This window comes from Streptomyces sp. SBT349, from assembly GCF_001083795.1.
GTDB lineage: Bacteria > Actinomycetota > Actinomycetes > Streptomycetales > Streptomycetaceae > Streptomyces.
The window spans coordinates 1-2,391 of the sequence record NZ_LAVK01000591.1; the positions used below are offsets into that span (position 1 = coordinate 1).

The following is a 2,391-nucleotide window of genomic DNA, read 5'->3' on the forward strand; positions in this document are numbered from 1 at the left end:
GCGCACCGGCGACGCGCACGCCCTCGCCACCGCCCTCGCCAACGACCTCCAGCCCGCCGCCCTCTCGCTGCGCCCCTCCCTCGCCGCCACCCTGGCCGCGGGCACCGCGGGCGGCGCCCTCGCGGGCATCGTCTCCGGCTCGGGCCCCACCTGCGCCTTCCTCGCCGCCGACGCCGAGGCCGCCGCCCGCCTCGCCGCCGGGCTGGCGGCGGGCGGCACCTGCCGCGACGCCCGTGCGACCACGGGTCCCGCCCCCGGGGCGACTACCATCGAGTCCCATGCCTGAGTCCCCCAAACCCGCACGGAATCTCGCCAACCTGGAGTCCGTCGGCAAGGTCTACGGCACCCGCGCGGTGCTCGACGGCGTCTCCCTCGGCGTCGGCGAGGGGGACCGGATCGGCGTCGTGGGGCGCAACGGCGACGGCAAGACCACCCTCGTCCGCATCCTCGCCCGGCAGGAGGAGCCCGACGAGGGCCGCGTGACCCACTCCGGCGGCCTGCGCCTCGGCGTGCTCACCCAGCACGACTCCCTCGACCCGGCCGCCACGGTCCGCCAGGAGGTCATCGGCGACCTCGCCGACCACGAGTGGGCGGGCGACGCCCGGGTCCGCACCGTGCTCACCGGCCTCTTCGGCGGCCTCGACCTGCCCGGCTTCCCGCTCGGCCTCGACACCGTGATCGGCCCCCTCTCCGGCGGCGAGCGGCGCAGGATCGCGCTGGCCAAGCTCCTCATCGCCGACCAGGACCTCATCGTCCTCGACGAGCCGACCAACCACCTCGACGTGGAAGGCATCGCCTGGCTCGCCTCCCACCTGCGCGGACGCCGCTCCGCCCTGGTCGTGGTGACCCACGACCGCTGGTTCCTCGACCAGGTCTGCACCCGCATGTGGGACGTGCTGCGCGGCACGGTCCACACCTACGAGGGCGGCTACAGCGACTACGTCTTCGCCCGCGCCGAGCGCGAACGCCTGGCGGCGGGGGAGGAGGCCAAGCGGCAGAACCTGGTCCGCAAGGAGCTGGCGTGGCTGCGCCGCGGCGCCCCGGCGAGGACCAGCAAGCCCCGGTTCCGCGTCGAGGCGGCCAACGCCCTGATCGCCGACGTCCCGCCGCCCCGCGACAACGCCGAGCTGACGCGGTTCGCCAGCGCCCGCCTCGGCAAGACGGTCTACGACCTGGAGGACGTGACCGTCGCCGCGGGCGACCGCGAGCTGCTGACCCACCTCACCTGGCAGCTCGGCCCCGGCGACCGCGTCGGCCTGGTCGGGGTGAACGGCGCGGGCAAGACGTCGCTGCTGCGCGCCATGGCCGCGGGCGAGGCGAGCGCCGGGCGGATCACGGTGGGCAAGACCGTGCGGCTGGCGTATCTCTCGCAGGAGGTCGCCGAGGTCGCCCCGCAGCTGCGCGTGCTCCAGGCCGTCGAGCAGATCAGGGCCCGCGTCGACCTGGGCGGAGGCCGGGAGATGACCGCGTCGCAGCTCTGCGAGCGCTTCGGCTTCGGCAGGGAGCGCCAGTGGACCCCGGTCGGGGACCTGTCGGGCGGCGAGCGGCGGCGGCTCCAGATCCTGCGGCTGCTGATGGACGAGCCCAACGTGCTGTTCCTCGACGAGCCGACCAACGACCTGGACATTGAGACGCTCACCCAGCTGGAGGACGTGCTCGACGGCTGGCCGGGCTCGCTCGTGGTGGTCAGCCACGACCGTTACTTCGTGGAACGGACCACCGACCGCGTCTTCGCGCTGCTCGGCGACGGCAGGCTGCGGATGCTGCCGCGCGGCATCGAGGAGTACGTGGAACGCCGCACCGCCCGCCTGGCGGAGGCCGCTTCCGCGCAGCCGCCGGCCCCCGCGCCCCGGGCGGCGCCGCCGACCCCCGAGGACCGGGCCGCGCCCGCCGCCCAGCTCTCGCGCGCCACGCAGAAGGAGATCCAGCGCATCGAGCGGCAGTTGGACCGCCTCGGGGAGAAGGAGTCGGCGCTGCACAGCGAAATGGCCGAGAACGCCACGGACTTCCAGCGCATCGCCGGTCTCGACGCGCGGCTGCGCGAGCTGACCGAGCAGCGCGACGAGTTGGAGACCCGCTGGCTGGAGCTCGCCGACGGCGCCTAGCGCGGCACCGGAACGGGTCCGGTGTGCCCGGAACGTGACCGGAGCCAGGAACCGCGGGGGGCCCCGCGGGAGTCCGATGGTAAAAAGAGGTCTTCTCAGCCGAGCCGCGCCCGGTGACCGCCGGGCCCGCACGCACTCCATCGCCAGCCCCGCGACCACGCGCATGTGCAGCCGTGGCCGACCGGCCCCAGGGGGATCCATGTCACAGCCGCCGCCACCGCCGAACCAGCCCCCGCCGCCCGCGGGCGGCGGGGGCTGGTTCGGCGGTGGCGGCGGCTGTGACATG

General features: G+C 75.2%; 1 protein-coding gene and 1 pseudogene. Both read left to right on the forward strand.

Annotated elements, in window-relative coordinates:
* Positions 1 to 286: pseudogene (locus ADY01_RS34955) on the forward strand (4-(cytidine 5'-diphospho)-2-C-methyl-D-erythritol kinase); the annotation flags it as partial.
* Positions 279 to 2,105, forward strand: coding sequence for an ABC-F family ATP-binding cassette domain-containing protein (locus ADY01_RS34960; protein ID WP_049580861.1), 1,827 nt, complete (start codon positions 279 to 281; stop codon positions 2,103 to 2,105). The pseudogene ADY01_RS34955 and the gene ADY01_RS34960, both read left to right, overlap by 8 nt.
* Positions 2,106 to 2,391 lie beyond the last annotated feature (286 nt).